Below are 17,374 nucleotides of genomic sequence, written 5' to 3' on the forward strand. Positions count from 1 at the left end.
GGATCGGTGGTGTAGCCCTCATTTCCGGCCCACGAAAATGCTCCGTGTCGCGGCCCGTTCGCGTTAAACTGCGTCAAGCCGTATTCAACAAAGACATCCTTGCCGCTCCGGCATCCACGACACGATACGAGGATAGGTTCGATGCGCACTACCGGCTCATCCGGGGCAATGACCCTGCTCACCGAACACGACGCGGCCGACGGCCGCGAACTGCGCTCGCTCCGGCTCGAAGCGACCGGCGACGGCAAGAGCGTGCTGCTGATCGAGGTCGACGAACGCAAGCCCGGCATCCACCGCGAGGTTCGCTACGAGATCACCCCGGCCGAACTGATCGCGGCGATCCGCTCGCACGGCGCCGAGCTGCCCGGCGAAAACCACGGCGCCGCGTCGCTCGCCCGTACGCCCTCCTGATTCCGAACGGTGAGCCGCGTGCAACGCGCCGGCTCACCCACATTCCCCTGCCGCCGTCAGGCGCTTTGCATCATTCCCGCCGCTGCGTTGAAAAAGGCCGATAATCGGCCCATCCGCCTTTCCTGCCCACGCGTTTCCTTTTCGGCCAGCCGTCATGCTCCGTGACCTCGTCGCCCAGTACGGGCCGCTTCTCGTGTTCGCCAACGTGCTCGCGGCGGCCATCGGCCTGCCGGTGCCCGCGATGCCGACGCTCGTGCTGTTCGGCGCGATGTCCGCGATACATCCGGCGATGATCGGCTCGCAACTCGTGACGGTCGTGGCGCTGTCGGTGCTCGGCGCGCTGGTCGGCGACACGGTCTGGTACGTCGCCGGGCGGCGTTACGGCGGCACGACGCTGAAGACGATCTGCCGGCTGTCGCTGTCGCGCGATACCTGCGTGAAAAAGACCGAGCGCTTCTTCGGCCGCTACGGCGTGCGCGTGCTCGCGGTCGCGCGCTTCATTCCGGGGTTGTCGCTCGTGTCGGTGCCGATGGCCGGCGCGCTCGGCACGCGCTACCGCACGTTCGCCGGCTACGACGCGCTCGGCGCCGCGCTGTGGACGATCGTCGGGCTGGGCGCCGGCCTCGTGTTCTACCGGCAGATCGACTGGCTGTTCGCCGGCGCGAGCCAACTCGGCCGCGCGGTGCTGCTGGTCATCGTCGCGCTGCTCGCGGTCTATGCGGCCGTGCGCTGGATGCGCCGCCGTGCGCTGATCCGCCAGCTCGCGAACGCGCGGATCGGCGTCGACGAGCTCGACATGCTGCTGCGCGACGCCGCCGCGCCGGTGGTGCTCGACGTCCGCTCGCCCGAGCACCGCAAGCTCGACCCGTTCACGATTCCCGGTGCGCAGTTCGCCGACGAGCGCCAGATCGGCGACATCGTCGCGCGCTATCCGCTCACGCAGAAATTCGTCGTGTATTGTTCGTGCCCGAACGAAGTGACGGCCGCGCTGATGGCCAAGCGCCTGCTCGATGCAGGCTTCACCGATGCGCTCGCATTGCGCGGCGGCCTCGACGCGTGGCGCGATACGGGCCGCCAGCTTACGTCGCTCGTGGAAGAGGTGCCCGCCGCGAACGATTCCGTAGCGGGATGGCACAAGCCGGCCTGATCGCATCGATCGCCGGCCGGCCGTGCGAGACAGGGGGCCTCGCGCCCCCTTCGGTCAGAACGCGTGCAGCGGCAGGTTCACGACCAGACGGTACTCGGTGTTCGTCGCGTCCGAGTAGTGGGCCGAACCGTTGTGCCACATCGCGATGAACGTGACCTTCGTGTTCTTCAGCTTGCCGCTCTGGAACGTGTACGACGGGATGAAGCCGAACTCGTGGTGACGGCCCTGCACCGGCGCGCCGTTGCTCCAGTAGATGCTCGACTTGCTCGGGTCGTTCGCCGCGCCCGCGCTGCCGTCCGCGCCCCAGCCGGTCACACCCCACACCATCGCCTTGAAGCCCGGCAGGCCCGCTTCCTTGCCGTAGAACGTGTAACGCAGCTGCAGCGATTTTTCGTGCGGCGCGTTGTAGTCGACGTCCATCGAGTTGGTCAGGAAGATGCCGTTCGTTTCGTTCAGGTAGTCGAAGAACTGGTCGCCGAGCACCTGCTGGAAGCCGACCAGCAGCTCGTGTGGGCCGTGCTGCGCGGCCAGCGACAGGCTGTACGCGTTGTTGTTGATCTTGCCTTGCAGCGCGTCGCCCGTGTCGTGCGTCGAGTAGACGTTGCCGAAGCCGGTCCACTTGATCGTCTGCGGGCTGCCGATGCTGTGCTTCACCGACGCGTAGTACTGGTGCCACACGTCGTCGGCCTGGTTCGCGTACAGCGCGACCTCGCCGTTCGGCGAGTAGTCCCACGTGCCGCCGACGTAGGTCAGGCGGTTCACGCGCGTGCCGCCGTATTGCGTCGTCAGGTTGGTGAGCGTCGTATGGCCGCGTGCGTCGGTCTTCGTGAAGCTGCCGGCCTCGAGCATCACGTTCTTGAATTCATTGCTGACGATCGTCGCACCGAGGAACGTCGGCGGCAGCGCGCGGTTGTCGTGCTGCTCCATGAACGGGTTGTCGACGGCCTGCAGACCGTACTTGACCACCGTGTTCGAGATGCGCGCCTTCACGTCGTAGATGCCCGGGTACGCCCATGCAAGCTGGTTCGACCCGCCGCCGCCCTTCGCCACGTGCACCATGTTGCCCGCGCCGGCGCCGCCGTCGAGCTTCAGGCCCGCGTACAGCGATGCGTCGACGCCGAAGCCGATCAGGCCCGCCGTATAGCCGGACTCGAAGTTCGCCATCACGCCCTGGACCCACGCATGGCGATGCGGCCCGCCCTTGTTGTCGAGGATGTCCGAATAGTTGCGGAACAGGAAGTCGAGATGGCTGTCGGCGATGAAGCCGTTCGATTTCGACTGCGCCGACGGCTCGTCGGGCGGCGTGACGGCCTGGGTGGCCTCGGCATTGACAATGGCGTTCGGGGTCGTTGCCTGCGCAACGGCCGCGCCCGAGCCGGCGGCCGGTGCGGCCTGCGCGACCGTCAGCGGCGCGGGGGCCGCGTCGTCGGCGTGCGCGACGCCCGTCAGCGAGACGCCGGCGAGCGCCGGCAGTCCCCATGCAAGCAGCATCTTCGATGCCGTCCCGATCCTCTTCTGCTTTTTCATCGTAATAATTCTCGTCTTGTGTTGATATCGTCCACGCCGGTCGCGATCCGCTCCCAGCCCCCCGGCGAGCCCGGCTAAGGACGCGCCTGTACCCGCGGCGCGAAGATCGTTCGCGCCGCACCTACCCCTGTTGACCTGCCTTGGTTTTGTTTGCTGCGTTACTTCACATCACGCCGCGCCCGCGCGGATGCACGCGACGCGCGCCGCCGACCCCTGCCGCACTTCCGGCAGCGGCACGTCCCGCGCGCATGCGTCGATCGCGACCGGACAGCGCGTGCGGAACGCGCAGCCGGATGGCGGGTTGAGCGGCGAGGGCATCTCGCCCGCCAGCAGCATCGGACGGCGAGCACGCTCGCGCGCCGGCTCCGGCGTCGGCGCCGCATCGAGCAGCGCCTTCGTGTACGGGTGCTGCGGCACGCCGTACACGTCATGCCGCGTGCCGAACTCCATCACGCGGCCGAGATACATCACGAGCACGCGCTGGCTGATGGCCTTCACCACCGCCAGGTCGTGCGCGACGAACAGATAGGACAACGACAGTTCGCGTTGGAGATCGCGCAGCAGGTTCACGATCTGCGCCTGGATCGACACGTCGAGCGCCGATACGGGCTCGTCGCAGATCACGAGCTTCGGCTCGCTGATCAGCGCGCGCGCGATACCGACGCGCTGGCACTGCCCGCCGGAAAATTCATGCGGATAACGCAGCAGGTGATGCGCGTTCAGGCCGACGCGTTCGAGCATCGAGATCACGCGGCGGCGCACTTCGGTACGGCCGAGGCCCGCGTGATGCGTGACGAGCGGCTCCGCGACGACCTGCTCGATCGTCATGCGCGGGTCGAGCGACGCGAGCGGATCCTGAAAGATCATCTGCACTTCGCGCCGCATCGCGGTGCCGCGCAAGTGATCGGGCGCGACGGCCTGGTCGCGCCATTTCACGGTGCCGGCCGTCATCGGCACGAGGCCGATCAACGCGCGCGCGAGCGTCGACTTGCCGCAGCCCGATTCGCCGACGAGCCCGACCGTCTCGCCGCGCTTGACGTCGAACGACACGCCGTCGACCGCGCGCAGCGTGCCCTTCGGCGACCACGGATAGCCGCCGAGCGGCACGCGGAAATGCACTTTCAGATTGTCGACGGACAGCAGCGTGTCGTCCGTCGCGCCGGCTTGGCGGCGTTCATCGGCGCTCATCGCAGACCTCCGATCAAATCGGCCACGGGCCGGTGGCACGCGCGCACCGCGCCCGCGGCGCCATAGGTTTCGAGCGCCGGGCGCTCGGCGCCGCAGCGTTCCTCCGCATACGTGCAGCGCTTCGCGAACGCGCAGCCGGCCGGCGCGGTGCCGGGCATCGGCGGGTTGCCGGGGATCGCGACGAGCGGCGCATCGTCCGCGTCGGTCAGGCGCGGCAGCGCGTTGAGCAGGCCGATCGTGTACGGATGCGACGGCGCCGCGAAGATCGAGTCGGCCGGCGCGTATTCGACCGTGCGGCCCGCGTACATGACCATCACGTCGTCGGCAAGGCCGGCGACCACGCCCATGTCGTGCGTGATCAGCACGATCGCGGTGCCGCGCTCGCGGTTCAGCTCGCGCAGCAGGTCGATGATCTGCGCCTGCACGGTCACGTCGAGCGCGGTGGTCGGCTCGTCGGCGATCAGGATTTCCGGCTCGGACAAGAGCGCCATCGCGATCATCACGCGCTGCCGCATGCCGCCCGAGAACTCGTGCGGATACATGCGGATGCGGCGCGCCGCGTCGGGAATGCGCACCGATTCGAGCGCCTCGATCGCGCGCTTGATCGCTTCCTTGCGCGACAGCTTGCGATGCAGCTGCAGCGTCTCGGTCATCTGCCGCTCGATCGTCAGGAACGGATTGAGCGACGTCATCGGATCCTGGAAGATCATCGCGATGCGGTCGCCGCGCACCGCGTTCAGCGCGCGCGTATCCATGTCGAGCAGGTTGTCGCCGCGGTAGCGCGCGGCGCCCGTCGTCGTGCCGTTGCCGGCCAGCAGGCCGAGCAGCGCCATCACGGTCTGGCTCTTGCCCGAGCCCGATTCGCCGACGATGCCGAGCGTCTTGCCGGCTTCGAGCGAGAACGACACGCCGTTCACGGCGTCGATCGGCGGCGCATCCTTGCGCGTGAAGCGCACGCCGAGGTTTTCAACTTCCAATAGAGCGGCCATCTTCAGCGATCCTTCGGGTCGAGCGCGTCACGCAGGCCATCGCCGACGAAGTTCACGCAGTAGAGCGTCACGCACAGCATGACGGCCGGGGCCAGCAGCAGCCACGGCATCGATTCCAGTTTCTGCGCGCCGTCCTGGATCAGCACGCCCCAGCTCGTCATCGGCTCCTGCACGCCGAGGCCGAGGAACGACAGCACCGATTCGGTGAGCACGATGTTCGGCACCGAGACCGTCGCGTACACGACGACCACGCCGAGCAGGTTCGGCACGACGTGGCGCAGCACGATCGACGCCGGCGACACGCCGATCGCGCGCGCCGCATCGACGAACTCGCGGTTGCGCAGCGACAGCGTCTGGCCGCGCACGACGCGCGCCATGTCGATCCACGAGAACGCGCTGATGGTCAGCACGACCAGCATGAACGAGCGGCCGAACAGGGTCATCATCAGGATCGCGATCAGCAGGTACGGGATCGCGTACATCATGTCGACGACGCGCATCATCACGGCGTCGACGCGGCCGCCCGCGAAGCCGGCGGTCGCGCCCCACGCGACGCCGAACAGGCCCGACACGAGCGTGCCGAGCAGGCCGACCTCGATCGATACGCGTCCGCCGATCAGCGTGCGCACGAGCAGGTCGCGGCCGAGCTCGTCGGTGCCGAACCAGTGCTGGTTCGCCCAGGTCGGCGGCAGGCTGATCGAGGCCCAGTCGCTCGCGGCGGGATCGGCCGCGAGCAGCCACGGGCCGACGAAGCACGCGAGCGTGATCAGCGCGAGCAGCACGAGGCTGAGCACGGCCGCACGGTTGTGAAGGAAGCGCGCGAACGCCAGCTCGAGCGGCGAGCGCGAACGCGGCGGCGAATCGGTCTGCACGGGCAGGCCGACGACGGGAGTGGTCGGGGTCATCGCTGTGCCTCGCTCAATAACGGATGCGCGGATCGAGCCACGCGTACGCGAGGTCGACCAGCAGGTTGAACAGCACCGCGAAGACGGTCGTCAGCACGACGAGGCCGAGCACCAGCGTGTAGTCGCGGTTGATGGCGCCGTTCACGACGAGCTGCCCGAGGCCCGGCAGCGCGAACACCGATTCGGTGACGACGGCCGCCGTGATCGACGTGATGCAGACCGTGCCGAACAGCGACACGACCGGCATCAGCGCGGGCTTGAGCGCGTGGCGCAGCACGATGGTCGAGCCCGGCAGGCCCTTCGCGCGCGCGGTGCGGATGTAGTTGCTCGACAGCGTCTCGATCATCGAGCCGCGCATCACGCGCGCGAGCAGCGACACGTTGATGAGTGTCAGCAGCGCGATCGGCAGCAGCCGGTACCGCCAGCCGCCGTCGCCCCAGCCGCCGGCCGGCAGCCAGCCGTTGCCTTCCGACGTCTTCAGCAGGATCGCGAAGATCCACACCATCACGGGGCCGAGCACGAACGGCGGCACGACGTTGCCGAAGTTGCCGATCAGCATCACGAAGCGGTCGATCACGCTGTCGCGGCGCACGGCCGCGACGGTGCCGAGCAGCACGCCGAGCACGATCGAGATCGGGATCGACACGCCGCCGACGCCGAGGCTCACGGGCAGCGCCTTCTTCACGAGATCGTTGACCGACCAGTCGACGTAACGGAACGACGGGCCGAGATCGCCGTGCAGCAGCGAGCCGAGATACAGCAGGTACTGCTTCCACAGCGGCTCGTCGAGGTGGTACTTCGCGTTCAGGTTCGCGAGCGTCGCGGCGGACAACTGCTTCTCCGTATCGAACGGGCCGCCGGGCGTGAAGTGCAGCAGCAGGTAGCAGACGGTGATGACCGCGAGGATCGTCGGCACCGCCCACAACGTGCGCCTCAATGCGTAGGCCAGCATGATCGCTCCGCTCAGTGCTTGATCAGGTACATGTCCTGCGAGGCGCGCATGTCGATCACGTTCTTCAGCGAATAGCCGCCCACGTACGACTTCACGAGACGGTCGGCCGAATACTGGAACAGCGGCACCATCGGCGTGTCCTTCATCGCCATGTCGTGCGCCTGCGTGAGCAGCGCGGCGCGCGCCTGGTCGTCGAGCTTCTGGTTGCCTTCCTCGACGAGCGCGTCCACCTGCTTGTTGCAGTAGCCGACGGTGTTCTGCGCGCTGCCGCAGCGGATCAGGTCGAAGAAGGTCATCGCGTCGTTGTAGTCGGCGAACCAGCCGTCACGCGCGATCTGCACCTTGCCGTCGTGCCGCTGCTTCATCAGCACCTTGAACTCGACGTTCTCGAGCTTCGTGTTGATGCCGAGCTTCGTGCGCCACTCCGACGCGGCGAACAGCGCGACCTTCTTGTGCAGGTCGTTGGTGTTGTACGTGAGCGTGAACGACAGCGGCTTCGCGTCCGAGTAGCCGGCCTGCTTCAGCAGGTCCTTCGCGGCCGCGACGCGCCTGGCCATCGGCCACGACGCCCATTCCGGCGTGAACGGCTGCTGCACGCCCTTCGTGCCGTTCGGCATCAGCCCGTACATCGGCTTCTCGCCGGCCTGCGTGAGCTTCGACGTGAGCACGTCGCGATCGATCACCATCGACAGCGCCTGGCGCACGCGCTTGTCCTTCAGCGCCGCGTCGCTGTTGTTCAGGTAGTAGTAGTAGGTCGCGAGCTGCAGGCCCTGGCGCAGCTCGCCGCCGAACTGCTTGCTGACCTGCTGGAAGATGCCCGACGGGATCGAGTAGCTGTAGTCGATCTGGCCGGCCTGGTACATGCGCATCGCGGTTTCGTCGCTTTCGATCGGCAGGTACGTGACCTTGTTGATCACGACCTTCGACGCGTTCCAGTACTTCGCGTCCTTCGTCGCCACGATGCGGTTGTTCGGCTGCCAGTCGGCGAGCTGGTACGCGCCGTTGCTGACGATGTTGCCCGGGCGCGTCCACGCGTCGCCGAACTTCGCGACCACGTCCTTGTTCACCGGCGCGAGCGGCGCCATCGCGGTCAGTTCGGGGAAGAACGCGACGGGCACGTCGGTCGTCACTTCCAGCGTGTACGGATCGACCGCACGCACGCCGAGCGTCGACGGCGCGGCCTTGCCGGCGATGATGTCCTTCGAGTTCTTGATGAACTCGACGAGGATCGTGTACTTCGAGCCCGTCTTCGGATCGACGAGACGCTGCCACGAGTAGACGAAATCGGCGGCCGTCACCGGCTGGCCGTTGCTCCACTTCGCGTCGTGGCGAAGCTTGAAGATCCAGGTCTGCGGCGTCTTGCGTTCCCACGACAGCGCCACGCCGGGCACGATCTGGCCGGCCGCGTCGATGCGCGCGAGCCCTTCGAACAGGTCGAGGCCGATCGTGTTGCCGGTCCACGATTCGATGTGCGCCGGGTCGAGCGACTCGACTTCGGCCGGCACCTGGCGCGTGAGGTCCTGTTGGGGAGCGAGCGCGACGTTGGACGGAACGGTCACGGCGTGGGCGGCGGGCGTCGTCAGGGCGAGCGCGGCCAGCACGGCCGACATGGCATGCAAGGATTTCATCGTGGCGGTCTTGAGAAGGTGGTTCGGTGGGCGTCGCGCGGCGGATGCCGCGGCTTACGCGTGAGACGCTGACGGGTGCAGCGATCGGGGAGGCCCGTGGTTCTCGTATTGCATGTTAGTATTCCTTACATTTCTTTCGACGGGCATCCCGTCGAAGAAACGAAGGAATACCCGTGCGTTAGAACAGCCGCGGCGTACCGACCCAGACCACCACCGACTCGATCTTCGCGGTGTTGACCCAGCTGTGCGGGACCGTCGACTGATAGTGCGAACTGTCCCCGGCCTGCAGGACGAACGTCTTGCCTTCCAGCGTCAGCGACACTTCCCCTTCAATCACGTACAGGAACTCCTCTCCTGCATGTGTCGTCACCTCCGACCGCTTCTGCCCCGGCGGCATCCTCACGAGGATCGCCTCCAGCTGGCGCCCTTCGGACACGTTCGTCAGTCGCGCGAACAGGTTCGCCGAATCGGCAAACCCGAAGAAGCGCAACTGATCGCCTCGGCACACCGAGCGTTCCTCGCTCGGCGTATCCACGAAGTACTGCACCGTCACGCCGAGCGCGTGGGCGATACCGGCCAGCGACGTCAGTGACGGCGACGCGAGCCCGCGCTCGACTTGAGACAGAAACGGCTTCGAAATCCCCGCGGCGGTAGCGGTGTCGTCGAGCGTGCGCTTCAGACGTTGGCGCAACGCGCGAATCTTGCTGCCCAGTGCGACAGCGTCTGCCGATCGCGAGTTTTCAGTGGGGGGAACCATAGCAGGCCGAAAAGTGGTCGTCAAAAAATGTTTGATGGAAAGTAACTAAGTTAATTAGAGATAGCTTAATCTTCGGTTTCGTACACGCTTTCGGCGTTGAGCCCGGTGCACTAAACAGGGGCCGAAGCGAGCGAAACGACGCGCTATCTTGCCAGACTCGCCGGCTTCACAGGCAAGCTGCAAGCGGCTCTCCGGGAATTTGCGGAGAACGGTCGCGAAGCTTACAAGTAGATGATGAGACAAATGTTCCTGAAAGCTGCTGCCATATCGGGAGTTTCCCTAAGTGGCGCGGACCCGACGCACCGGACCGGCAAACGTTACCATTCGCGCGCCGGTCGGGGGCTTGCTCCGCCTTCCAACGCGGAGTTCGACCCCGGCCCGGGCTAACCGCCCGACTGCTCCATCGCCGACGCCAAGCCTACCCGGCCACCGTGCTCCGGCGCCAGTTCGACCCCAAGGCGACGCGCGATCCGCGCCGTCCGTTTCAAACGAGATTGATGATGCAAGCACCTGTTTCACAGACCCGATCGTTTACGACGGTCTTCCTCATCGAAATGTGGGAGCGCTTCGGCTACTACGGCATGGCCGCGCTCCTGGTCCTCTTCATGGTCGACCGGCTCGGCTTCACCGACAGCCACGCGAACCTGACGTGGGGGGCGTTCACCGCGCTCGTCTACGCCGCGCCGTCGATCGGCGGCTGGATCGGCGACAAGGTGCTCGGCGCGCGCCGCACGATGATCATCGGCGCGTCCGTGCTGTGCGCCGGCTACCTGATGCTCGCGGTGCCGAACGATCACCTGGCGTACATGTACGCGTCGCTCGGCGTGATCGTCGTCGGCAACGGCCTGTTCAAGGCCAACGCGGCGAACCTCGTGCGCCGCATCTACGAAGGCGACGACGCGCGCATCGACAGCGCGTTCACGATCTACTACATGGCGGTCAACATCGGCTCGACGGTGTCGATGCTCGCGACGCCGTGGATCAAGGATCACTGGGGCTGGCACACCGCGTTCGCGGTCTGCTGCGGCGGCATGCTGCTCGCGATCCTCAACTTCATGCTGATGCACCGCACGCTCGCGCACGTCGGCTCGCAGCCGGACGACGAGCCGATCCGCTGGAAGCGCCTCGGCGCGGTCGCGGCCGGCGGCGTCGCGCTCGCGCTGATCACGCTGTACGTGCTGCAGCACAAGCAACTCGCGGTCGCGAGCGTGTGGACGGCCGCATTCGCGATCCTCGCGATCTTCGCGTACATGATCGCGAAGTCGGAGCGTTCGGAACGCGCCGGCCTGATCGCGGCGCTCGTGCTGATCGGGCAGGTGATCCTGTTCTTCATTTTCTACGTGCAGATGTCGACGTCGCTGACGCTGTTCGCGCTGCGCAACGTCGATCCGCGCTTCATGCTGTTCGGCACGACGCTGTTCACGTGGAGCGCCGCGCAGTTCCAGGCGCTGAATCCGATCTGGATCATGCTGCTGAGCCCGGTGCTCGTGTGGGTCTACAACGCCGTCGCGAAGGGCGGCCGCGACCTGCCGGTCGCCGCGAAGTACGCGCTCGGTTTCGGTGCGGTCGCCGCGGGCTACCTGGTGTTCACGATCAGCGGCCGCTATGCGGTCGACGGCCGCGTGTCGTCGTGGTTCATGGTGTGGGGCTACGGCCTGTACTCGCTCGGCGAGCTGCTCGTGAGCGGCCTCGGCCTCGCGATGATCGCCCGCTACGTGCCGGCGCGCATGAGCGGCTTCATGATGGGCGCGTATTTCGTCGCGACGGGCGTGTCGCAGTATCTGGGCAGCGTCGTCGCGAACTTCGCGCAGATGCCGTCGCACGAACTGCCGGCCACCGAATCGCTGCCGCTCTACCTGTCGCTGTTCGAGAAGCTCGGCTGGCTCGCCGCGATCGGCATGCTGCTCGCGCTGCTGCTGCTGCCGCTGATGAACCGCCTGTCGCGCCAGCATCAGCGCTGCACGGACGAGCGCCGCGAAGAAGCGCTGCAGGCGCAGGCCGCCGCCGCGCAGTAAGGACTATCCCTCGGCGTGCGGCGTGCACGCCACATTCTCCCGCCAGAAACGCGAACGCGTCCTACACTGGTTGCAGGCAACGCATCCGCTTCGCGAGATGCGCACTGGCGGGAGAACACGATGAAAAGCAAGACGACGCGGCTTTTGAGGATCCTGTCGGACATCCGGCACGCGCAGCGCTGCACCGCGATGCGCGCCGCCCGGGCCGCGGCCGAAGCCGACACGGTGCTCGCGGAGCGCGACGAGCCGGCGCAGGACGAACGCGACGACGCCGAACCCGACGACGCCACCGCCACGCCCCGCTCCCGTATCGGCTCACCTCACTAACGCCGCGCGGCGCCTGCCGCGCCGCATACGCCGCTTCCGCGCGCCTACGCCGCCGCGCCGCGCCATCGCGCGATCCACGTTCCCGAACCGGCCACCACCATCATCAGCCCGAGCGCGCACGCGTCGGCCACGAGGCCCACGCCGACATGCCGCAGATCGGCGCCGCGCACGACCGGATGCAGCAGCGAATCGATCACGAGCGAGATCGCCGCGCCCGCGACGAAGCAGACCAGCCCGCGCTGGCCGACCGCCACGACGGGCCGCACGCCCTGCGCGATCCGCGCGATCCAGCCGAAGCGCACGCAATCGGCCATCAGCCACGCGACGGCCGCGAAGCTCACGACGCGCGGCAGCGCGAGATCGCGCTTGAACACGCCTTCCGGCACCGGCAGCCCCGAGAACAGCTTGTAGCTCGCGCAACCGAGCACGATCGCGCACGCGAGCCCGGTCGCCGCGGCGCCCCAGCGGCCGAGCGCGATGCGCCGGTAGAACGGCTGGCAGCGCGCGAGCACGCCGGCGACGAACATCAGTTGCCACGCGAACGGGTTGAAGCTCCAGCGGAAGCCGTCGGTGTCCAGCAGCTCCGGGCCGAGCCAGGCCGCCGCGAGCCACGACGCGACGCTGAGCGCGACGAGCGGCCACGGATGGCGCCGCGCGAACGGCACCAGCACCGGCGACGCGAGCGCGAATAGCACGTACATCGGCAGCACCGACGCGAGATACGGCTGGCGCTGGAACGTCAGCAGCTCGGCGAGCCCCGTGAGCGGCGACGCGAGCATCACGCTGACGTCGTCGAGCGCGAGGTTCGGCGCATCAATCCCGTAGTGGTCGAGCACCGCCGACACGACGAGCATCAGCGTCGACGTCGCGAGAAACGCGCGGTAGATCTGCATCGCGCGCCGCACGAACCGCTGCTGCGCGGCGCGCGCGCCGTGCCGCTCGGCGATCGCGCCGTACGCGCTCGCGGTCGCGAAGCCGCCGAGGAACACGAACACCTCGGCCGCATCGCACAGCGCGAACGCGTGCAGCGTCACGCGCGACAGCACGCTCGCGCCGATGTGATCGACGACGATCATCAACAGCACGAGCCCGCGGAAGAAATCGATTTCGATCAGGCGGCCGCTGCGCGGCGGCTGCACCGTAGTGGAATGCAGCGGGCTCAACGACATGAGCGCACCTGTACGGCGGCGGTGCAACGCGCACCGGGGAAGGGATCGGGAACAAGCAGGCGAACGCGATCGGCGGCGATACGCGTATGCCCGTATCGCGCCAACCCGGCTGGCCAGGCACGGAGATGACCGTTCATCGAAAATCTGCATACGAAGGGAAGTCGGTCAGGTCAGTCTAATGGCCGATCAGCGGAGACCCTAAGTAACAAAATGCAACTGAATCTTCTCTTCGATTACACGCGCGAGCGTGGCGCAACGAAGCTGGCGGCGTCGCCAGATTCGCGTCAGCGCGGCGTCGGTTGCCGGTCGGTACCGATTGGATTCGACGGGATTCGGCAGCGATACGGGCGCCGTTCGACGGTCGATGGAGCACGCGATGCGCGGCACGTTCCGCACGGCCCGCGCATCGCGACGAGGCCGTTACCCGCGCGCGGGCAGGCGCCGCATCAGCATCGCGCCGTGCCACGCGGTGAGCGCGACGGCAGCCCAGATCGGCCCGTACGTCGCGAGCTGCGCGACGCTCAGCGTTTCGCCGAGCAGCAGCAGCGACACCACGACGAGCAGCACCGGCTCGACGTAGCCGAGAATCCCGAACAGCGCCATCGGCAGCATGCGGCTCGCCTTCAGGTAGCTCGCGAGCGCGAGCGTGCTGAGAATGCCGAGCCCCGGCAGCAGCGCAGCCCACAGCAGCGGATGGCCGGCGACACGCGTCGTGCTCGCCGCGACCATCGCGAACGCGACCGGGCACAGCAGCACGATCTCGATCGCGAACGCGGCCAGCGAATCGGCGCTGATGCGCCGGCGCAGCACGAAATACGGCGGATAGCCGAGCGCGACGACCAGCGTCGGCCACGCGAACGCGCGCGTCGCCCACACCTCGTGCGCGACACCGAGCGCCGCACAGGCGACCGCCGCCCATTGCAGCGGGTCGAGCCGTTCGCGATAGTAGAAGCGGCCGACGAGCACCATCGTCAGCGGCAGCAGGAAATAGCCGAGCGACACCTCGAGCATGCGGCCGTGCAGCGGCGCCCACAGGAACAGCCACAGCTGCACGCCGAGCAGCGCCGCGCTCGCTGGCAGCGCGATCAGCAGGCGCCAGTCGCGCGCACCGCGCGCGGCGAGGGCGACGAGCGCCGGCCAGCGGCCGCGCAGCGCGATCAGCGCGAGCGCGCCCGGCGCGGTCCAGAGGATGCGCCACGCGAAGATGTCGAGCCCCGTGAGCGGCGCGAGCAGTTTCGCGTAAGCCGACATCAGCGCGAACAGCGTCGACGCCATCACCGACAGCATGAGGCCGCGCCCCGCCTCCGGATACCCCGTCATGATCGTCGTCTGCCCCTTACTGCTGCTGGAAACGTTCGAAGCGCTTCTCGGTGCGGCGTTCCTCGAACGTCACCTCGGTCACGCGCGCGGCGGGCGGCCCGTGACGCAGCCACGCGAGCATCCGGTCGATCTGTGCGCCGGGCCCCTGGATCATCGCCTCGACGGTGCCGTCCTCGAGATTCGCGACCCAGCCGCGCAGCTTCAGCGCATGCGCTTCGCGCACCGTCGCATGACGGAAGCCGACGCCCTGCACGACGCCGCGCACCCGCACGTAGTAGGTCTCGATCCGTTCGTCCAGTTCATTGCGGCTCATCGCGTCGCCCTCCCGTTGCATTCAAGCCCGGCATTGTAGTCGCGTCGGCCGCTTCGCACACGCGCCGGCCGGGCGTCGCCGCGCCCGCCGACCACGTACAATCTCGCCGATGCCCAACCGCCGCGCCGCCCGCGCGGCCCAGAAGGAAACGCATGACTGATACTTCCCGCGATCTCGTTCTCGTCACCGGCGCGTCCGGTTTCGTCGGCTCGGCCGTCGCGCGCATCGCGCAGCAGAAAGGCTATGCGGTGCGCGTGCTCGTGCGCCCGACCAGCCCGCGCACGAACGTCGCGGATCTCGATGCCGAGATCGTCACCGGCGACATGCGCGACGAGGCGTCGATGCGCGCCGCGCTGCGCGGCGTGCGCTACCTGCTGCACGTGGCGGCCGACTACCGGCTGTGGGCGCCCGACCCCGACGAGATCGAGCGCGCGAACCTCGAAGGCGCGGTCGCGACGATGCGCGCGGCCCGCGCGGAAGGCGTCGAGCGGATCGTCTACACGAGCAGCGTCGCGACGCTGAAGGTGACGAGCGCCGGCGACCCGTCCGACGAGAACCGGCCGCTCACGGCCGAGCAGGCGATCGGCGTCTACAAGCGCAGCAAGGTGCTCGCGGAGCGCGCGGTCGAACGGATGATCGCCGACGAAGGGCTGCCGGCCGTGATCGTCAATCCGTCGACGCCGATCGGCCCGCGCGACGTGAAACCGACGCCGACCGGCCGCATCATCGTCGAGGCCGCGCTCGGCAAGATTCCCGCGTTCGTCGATACGGGGCTGAACCTCGTGCACGTCGACGACGTCGCGCACGGCCACTTCCTCGCGCTCGAGCGCGGCCGGATCGGCGAGCGCTACATCCTCGGCGGCGAGAACCTGCCGCTGCAGCAGATGCTCGCGGACATCGCGCAGATGACGGGCCGCAAGGCGCCGACGATCGCGCTGCCGCGCTGGCCGCTGTATCCGCTCGCGGTGGGCGCCGAAGCGGTCGCGAAGTTCACGAAGAAGGAGCCGTTCGTCACCGTGGACGGGCTGCGGATGTCGAAGAACAAGATGTATTTCACGTCCGCGAAGGCCGAGCGCGAGCTCGGCTACCGGGCGCGCCAGTATCGCGAAGGGCTGCGCGATGCGCTCGACTGGTTCGGCTCGGCGGGCTACCTGAAGTAACACAAAGCGGCGCACCTCGCGCCGCTTTGCGCACTTTGTTACACGTCGCGCACGGACCGGCATCGGCGCAGCGGTTAAAATCGCGGGTCTTACGCAGAGAAGACACGCATGAACCTCAACGATCAGATCGCTTCGCTCGCCACGGGCGTCGATCAGCTCCTCCACGATCACCACGCCGCACAGCAGGCGGCACGCAGCGCGGAAGCCTTCGCGCGCGCCGCCGCGGCGGAAGCCCGGGCTGCCGCCGAGCGCCACGCGGCGGCGGAAGCCGAAGCGAAGGCCGCCGCGCAGCGCCACACGGCCGCCGCCGCCGATGCCGAAGCCGCGCAGCGGCGCCATGCCGATGCCACCGCCGTCGCCGAGGCGGCCGCCCAACGTCATACCGATGCCGCCGCGCAAGCCGAAGCCGCTTCGCAGCGCCATGCGGAAGCCACCGCGCTGACCGAAGCGCTCGCGCAACGTCACGCGGATGCCGAGGCCGCATCGCAGCGGCACGCGGCGGCGATCGCCGAAGCCGAGGCCGCCGCGCAGCGTCATCACGCTGCCGCGACCGAAGCCGAAGCGGCCGCGCAACGTCATGCGGCGGCGACCGCCGAAGCCGAAGCCGCCGCGAAGCGCCACGCGGAAGCGACCGCCGAAGCCGAGGCCGCCGCACAGCGCCACCGGGCCGCGATCGCCGAGGCCGAGGCGCTCGCCCAGCGTCACACGCAGGCGCTCGCCGACACGCAGGCCGCCGCCCGGCGTCACGCCGAAGCGACCGCCGAGGCCGAAGCCGTCACGCAGCGCCACGCCGAGGCGATCGCCCAGGCCGAAGCCGCCGCGCAACGCCACGCCGAGGCCACCGCCGAAGCCGAAGCCATCACGCAGCGCCATACCGAGGCGATCGCCCAGGCCGAAGCGGCCGCGCAGCACCACGCGAAGGCCATCGCCGACGCCGAGGCGCTGGTCGAGGCCGTGGTCCAGGAAGCCGCGACGAGCGCAGCGGCAACCGCCGTGGCGGCTGAAGTCGTCGAGCCGGCGGTGGCGCCGCCAGCGTCCGTGAACGCGGCCGCGTCGGCCGTGGCTGAAACGGTCGGGACGGTCGAAGTGGTCGAAGCAGCCGGCGCGCCGGCCGATGCCGAGACGGCACCGATTCCGACCACACAAGCCGAAACCGCGGTTGAAGCCGAAGCCGCCGCGCCGGCCGACAAGGCGACGCTGCACGTGTCGCGCCCGTCCCAGAACGAACTCACGCTATCCATCAACGGCCAGTCGATCACGCTGCATCCCGAGCAACTGGGCCAGTTGATCGAGGAGCTCGCGCATGCACGCGCGTCGATGCAGCCGGAGCCGCCGCCCGGCATTCCGGCCGGCTGGCGTTTCGTGACGACGAAGAACCCGATGATGGCCGTGCAGAAGCAGGCGAACGGCGACCGCCTGCTGGTCGCGCGCCACACGGGCTACGGCTGGGTGCCGTTCACGTTCTCGCCGGACGTCGTGATCCAGATGTACATGATGCTGACGCAGCGGTAAGCGCCGGCATCGGCCGGCAACCGGCCGGAAAACACACAGCCCGAATCGGCTTGC

At 68.2% G+C, this 17,374-nt stretch carries 16 protein-coding genes; 6 read left to right on the top strand and 10 right to left on the bottom strand.

The window, feature by feature from the left end:
• Window positions 1-141 precede the first annotated feature (141 nt).
• Entirely contained in the window at window positions 142-411 is a 270-nt protein-coding gene (locus LGM42_RS09185) for a hypothetical protein (protein WP_059581751.1), read from the top strand.
• A 154-nt stretch (window positions 412-565) separates the two neighbouring features.
• Window positions 566-1,558, top strand: coding sequence for a DedA family protein/thiosulfate sulfurtransferase GlpE (locus LGM42_RS09190; protein WP_060317843.1), 993 nt, complete (start codon window positions 566-568; stop codon window positions 1,556-1,558).
• Between the two features lie 54 nt (window positions 1,559-1,612).
• Here LGM42_RS09190 and LGM42_RS09195 read toward each other — a convergent pair whose 3' ends face one another.
• From LGM42_RS09195 to LGM42_RS09225, 7 genes are all read right to left on the bottom strand, one after another.
• A complete protein-coding gene (locus tag LGM42_RS09195) occupies window positions 1,613-3,085 on the bottom strand; it encodes an OprD family porin (RefSeq protein ID WP_226232061.1) in 1,473 nt (490 codons plus the stop codon).
• A gap of 168 nt (window positions 3,086-3,253) precedes the next feature.
• Entirely contained in the window at window positions 3,254-4,273 is a 1,020-nt protein-coding gene (locus LGM42_RS09200; RefSeq protein ID WP_226232062.1) for an ABC transporter ATP-binding protein, read from the bottom strand.
• Complete coding sequence (locus tag LGM42_RS09205) at window positions 4,270-5,262, bottom strand: ABC transporter ATP-binding protein (protein WP_059581740.1); 993 nt, start codon at window positions 5,260-5,262, stop codon at window positions 4,270-4,272. The genes LGM42_RS09200 and LGM42_RS09205 overlap by 4 nt, the downstream gene beginning before the upstream one ends.
• A gap of 2 nt (window positions 5,263-5,264) precedes the next feature.
• A complete protein-coding gene (locus LGM42_RS09210; RefSeq protein ID WP_226232063.1) occupies window positions 5,265-6,167 on the bottom strand; it encodes an ABC transporter permease in 903 nt (300 codons plus the stop codon).
• 13 nt (window positions 6,168-6,180) lie between these two features.
• Window positions 6,181-7,119 (bottom strand): ABC transporter permease subunit, encoded by a 939-nt coding sequence (locus LGM42_RS09215; protein ID WP_059581735.1) that lies wholly within the window; start codon window positions 7,117-7,119, stop codon window positions 6,181-6,183.
• An 11-nt stretch (window positions 7,120-7,130) separates the two neighbouring features.
• Window positions 7,131-8,747, bottom strand: a complete 1,617-nt coding sequence (locus tag LGM42_RS09220) for a peptide ABC transporter substrate-binding protein (RefSeq protein WP_059581732.1) — start codon at window positions 8,745-8,747, stop codon at window positions 7,131-7,133.
• Window positions 8,748-8,925: 178 nt separating this feature from the next.
• Window positions 8,926-9,504, bottom strand: coding sequence for a cupin domain-containing protein (locus tag LGM42_RS09225; protein WP_011548888.1), 579 nt, complete (start codon window positions 9,502-9,504; stop codon window positions 8,926-8,928).
• Between the two features lie 497 nt (window positions 9,505-10,001).
• On the opposite strand from LGM42_RS09225, the gene LGM42_RS09230 reads away from it, so the two are divergent.
• Window positions 10,002-11,519 carry a peptide MFS transporter gene (locus LGM42_RS09230; RefSeq protein ID WP_059608903.1) on the top strand — a complete coding sequence of 506 codons (1,518 nt, stop codon included), beginning with the start codon at window positions 10,002-10,004 and terminating at the stop codon, window positions 11,517-11,519.
• 120 nt (window positions 11,520-11,639) lie between these two features.
• Window positions 11,640-11,846 (top strand): hypothetical protein, encoded by a 207-nt coding sequence (locus LGM42_RS09235; protein ID WP_060317829.1) that lies wholly within the window; start codon window positions 11,640-11,642, stop codon window positions 11,844-11,846.
• 44 nt (window positions 11,847-11,890) lie between these two features.
• Here the strand turns inward: LGM42_RS09235 and LGM42_RS09240 are convergent, their stop codons facing one another.
• The 3 genes from LGM42_RS09240 to LGM42_RS09250 all read right to left on the bottom strand — a co-directional run bounded on the left by LGM42_RS09240 (window position 11,891) and on the right by LGM42_RS09250 (window position 14,648).
• Entirely contained in the window at window positions 11,891-13,015 is a 1,125-nt protein-coding gene (locus LGM42_RS09240; RefSeq protein WP_060317826.1) for an OpgC domain-containing protein, read from the bottom strand.
• Between the two features lie 420 nt (window positions 13,016-13,435).
• Window positions 13,436-14,335, bottom strand: coding sequence for an EamA family transporter RarD (rarD, locus tag LGM42_RS09245; RefSeq protein ID WP_059644386.1), 900 nt, complete (start codon window positions 14,333-14,335; stop codon window positions 13,436-13,438).
• Between the two features lie 16 nt (window positions 14,336-14,351).
• Window positions 14,352-14,648 carry an acylphosphatase gene (locus tag LGM42_RS09250; protein ID WP_006480292.1) on the bottom strand — a complete coding sequence of 99 codons (297 nt, stop codon included), beginning with the start codon at window positions 14,646-14,648 and terminating at the stop codon, window positions 14,352-14,354.
• Between the two features lie 152 nt (window positions 14,649-14,800).
• Between LGM42_RS09250 and hpnA the strand changes: the two genes are divergently transcribed.
• Together hpnA and LGM42_RS09260 are read left to right on the top strand one after the other, a co-directional pair.
• Complete coding sequence (gene hpnA / locus LGM42_RS09255; RefSeq protein ID WP_226232064.1) at window positions 14,801-15,808, top strand: hopanoid-associated sugar epimerase; 1,008 nt, start codon at window positions 14,801-14,803, stop codon at window positions 15,806-15,808.
• 108 nt (window positions 15,809-15,916) lie between these two features.
• Window positions 15,917-17,320 (top strand): phage tail protein, encoded by a 1,404-nt coding sequence (locus tag LGM42_RS09260; protein ID WP_226232065.1) that lies wholly within the window; start codon window positions 15,917-15,919, stop codon window positions 17,318-17,320.
• Window positions 17,321-17,374 lie beyond the last annotated feature (54 nt).

The organism is Burkholderia sp. AU39826 (assembly GCF_020419965.1).
GTDB lineage: Bacteria > Pseudomonadota > Gammaproteobacteria > Burkholderiales > Burkholderiaceae > Burkholderia > Burkholderia semiarida.